This window comes from Vibrio sp. 2132-1, assembly GCF_033344315.1.
Genome location: NZ_JAWPON010000758.1, coordinates 1 through 541, shown reverse-complemented (window position 1 = coordinate 541; position 541 = coordinate 1). Strand labels below are relative to the sequence as shown.

Below are 541 nucleotides of genomic sequence, written 5' to 3'. Positions count from 1 at the left end.
ATAAAACCGTGCTTCACGCTTTATCAGCCCTTTGTCTTCTAGGCTTTTTTTTTGTTTTTCTTACGGTACTAATATCTCGATTTATGTAGTCCGCAATCGTTTTTTTTGAAGGGAAGGGGGATTTATTGTCTTCCCACCAATACTTTAATAACACTAGCAATATGTTCATCTCTGTAGGGTTGAGCTTAAGTGCTTGCTGTCTTTCAATTAAAGTATTAGGAATGGCTGTCCAACCTTCATTGATTACCTCTTTTCCCCAACGCTTGCTCAGTTCTTGAGGTTTTATTTCTTGTGCTTCTTTGCTCATCATGTACCTAAGTGTGGCGTGACTCTTGTTTATATAGCGAGTATATGTACCTGATTGAGCTTTGAAAATACATACCACATGTGCAAAAACGCCTCCCCCAGTATTTATATCCTGTAGGTGTGGGTCGTATTGGTATGATTTCGATGCGTAGGTATCGTATATGTAGCTTATTTGTGGGTCATTATCGCCTAGGTAGCTGGAGGGGTTGTTGCCTCTACAGGGGGGCGTTTTTAC

Annotated in this window: 1 protein-coding gene; it reads right to left on the bottom strand. The window is 40.5% G+C overall.

The features are described from left to right. Positions 1-13 precede the first annotated feature (13 nt). The coding region (locus R8N47_RS27815) for a helix-turn-helix domain-containing protein (protein ID WP_318186435.1) at positions 14-541 on the bottom strand (528 nt) is incomplete at its 5' end.